Source organism: Caballeronia sp. INML2 (assembly GCF_023631365.1).
Classification (GTDB): domain Bacteria; phylum Pseudomonadota; class Gammaproteobacteria; order Burkholderiales; family Burkholderiaceae; genus Caballeronia; species Caballeronia turbans.
Window position 1 is genome coordinate 1 of sequence record NZ_JALQDH010000161.1, and the last position, 2532, is coordinate 2532.

Genomic DNA, 2532 nt, shown 5'->3' on the forward strand with positions numbered 1-2532 from the left:
ATACTTGAGGCAACGAGCCTAGCTCGGTAACAAAAAACCTGAGTCAATGCGCCGGCCAAGCTAATTGTCGCCGCCCACGCACCGGTTCGAAGCCTTCAGCCCGAAGCTGGCCCGACGGCTGACGTTATACAGGCACGCCTTGCTTGAGCAGTGGTTGCTGCTCGAAGCGGATCCCGCAGTGACCACGTTCTGCGAGCGGCCCGGCTATGTGCATGTCGAGGGGCAGCAGCGCCTTGCCGACTTTTGGGTCCGTTATGTTGACCGACAAGAGTTAGTTATCCTTGATGATTCACATGTTGATGAAAAGATGCCTAAATCGCACCGCGCGCTCGATGGAGCAGCGCTGCCCATCCGGAGCGTGTCTTCGGCTGACCTCGCGGCCGCACGGGTGTGGATCGACAACTGGCAGCGCATGCTTCCGTGCATTGTGGCGAACCGGGGTCTTGTTTCACCGTCGCTGCCACGAGCGATCGCGCGCTTCCTGACCCATCCCCAGAAGTTGCTTGCGATTGAGCGGGAGTTTTCGACCGGAGATCCGGTTCTCGTCCGCACGGCCGTATTCGGCCTGTTGCATGCCGGGCGGATCAGTGCGCCGGATCTGCACACGCAGGCGCTATCCCTGCTCACGTCGTTTGTCGCCACGGAGGCAATCTCATGAGCCGCCGCAAGCCGGAGTTTGAGGCAATCGATGTGGCGACGTGGCCTGCCGTGGCTTACACCGAATTCGATTACGAAGCACGGCGCGCGTTTGAAGCGCGCATGCAGGCGCTGGTACGCTACGCGCGCGGCGAATCGCTCAAACACATCGAACAGTCTACTGGTGTCAATCGGCGCCAGTTGTATCGCTGGCTTGAACGGGCCTTGTCGCCGCATCCGGACGGGAGGCCTTTTGGGTTCCGCGCCTTGGTCAGCTATGTGCGGATCGCCGAGTATGTTCGTCTGCGTCCGGTGCGTATATGTGGTGAGCGCGGCAGTTGTGGCGCCGCGGGCGCGCTGTCGCAGCTTTTCGAGCGGGCACCAGCAGCGCGAGGCTCGCCGTGCGGCCTGCGATACCGAAACTATGTGAATAACCGATCGTATAGAGGTTGATTTTCGCCTCCAGATCGGTAATCGGCAGCGAAGGGTCGAGCGCGACCTCCCCGCTTGATCGCGCATAGTTGGCCACCACGAAGTTCGTTCCGATCGGAACAGCTGAATAGGCACGCGGCTCCATTTCCTGCGCAGACGCCAACGCAGACCAGAGTAGAGTCAAGCCGGCACTCGCGTGCTGAAAACACCGCGCAGCTCTTGTCGCTGAACTGACGTCCGGCGTGCAACCGGACCCGTCGGCGCGATTCGAGTCGATCGGTGCTCCCGGTAATGTCATGACCTTCGTCCCTGATCAGTTACAACCGAGTTTGGCGTTGTAGGCGATTTTTCCTCGCGTGGCTGCCCCGAAGTCCACGATTTCAGTCCCCGAAGCTGTGGAACGTCACTGTGACCGATCAACTGTTGTCGAGCAAGCCGGCCTTTTGAGCAATTGGGGAATGCAACGCCAGCCGCGTGCCTAGAGACGAAAGTAGCCGTGAATGGCTGCGCTATGCGTGCCTTTCAAGGCTTCGAAGTCGTACGGCTTGCGAAGAGCGATCTGAATCGAGCGCACCCCCACGCTTGCGGATGACCGCTCCCTCAACTGTTGCAGTCATCCAAGTCGGGCTGGCGAAGGTCAGCAAGGGGTCGGGAATATGCACTGCCGATCGGCCGCTAGGGGCAGCTGAATTCCAATGCCCGCTTCCCAGCGATGAGTTTGAAGCGCGGACGGACTCAATCCGACCCGGAACTGCCCTTGGACCCAACGCGAGCGCTGCGGCAAGTCCAAACTGGAACAGCCATTCGAGCATCCGACTCGGCCGGCAAGTTGTCGACCATAGCCCGTCACTCAGCTACCCGCGGCCCGTCTCGGTCGCGAATGTCGGCGCACGGGAATTGGATGTGCCCTGCCGACCGTAACGGCCATCGGACGTGGGAAGCGGAAGCAGCAGAGGCTCAACCGAAAGCGGCGTTTCGCACCCGCTCCGATAGTTCGGCATTCCTCGCATAGTAAAAACTCTGTAATTCACTATTCTCTAGACAGGCTGGACAGGAGTTAAGAGGTGTTCGAGCAAAAGGAGTTAATAAATTGATCACTAACATATTGCGCCGCGCGTCCGGGGCTACCTGGATATCGGCTTTGCTGCTGACCACCGCTCCTAACGCCTACCCTGCCTCGGAGCAGAAAGAGCCACCGGTCAGCCCCGCGCGAGCTGAGGCCGAAACCGCCTCACAAGCCCAGGCTCGTGCGATTCTCATGAGAACGGCGGAGTTTCTTGGCGGGACGCCGAGCTTTCGTGTCGGTGTGCGCAGCGGGTACGACGCCGTGCAACTGTCCGGGCAGAAAATCGAATTCGGCGAATACCGCACCGTTACGTTGAGCCGACCCGATCGCATGCGCGTGGAAAGCGAGCGCAGCGATGGCGCAAAAACGCTCGTTGTGCTCACCGGGAAAGAGATCGT

Annotated in this window: 3 protein-coding genes; all 3 read left to right on the top strand. The window is 60.2% G+C overall.

Annotated elements, in window-relative coordinates:
• Positions 1-64 precede the first annotated feature (64 nt).
• Positions 65-658, top strand: coding sequence for a hypothetical protein (locus NCT32_RS36650; RefSeq protein WP_250491523.1), 594 nt, complete (start codon positions 65-67; stop codon positions 656-658).
• Positions 655-1089, top strand: a complete 435-nt coding sequence (locus NCT32_RS36655) for a helix-turn-helix domain-containing protein (RefSeq protein WP_250491524.1) — start codon at positions 655-657, stop codon at positions 1087-1089. The genes NCT32_RS36650 and NCT32_RS36655 overlap by 4 nt, the downstream gene beginning before the upstream one ends.
• 1120 nt (positions 1090-2209) lie before the next feature.
• On the top strand, positions 2210-2532 hold a 323-nt coding region (locus NCT32_RS36660), incomplete at its 3' end, for a DUF2092 domain-containing protein (RefSeq protein ID WP_250491525.1).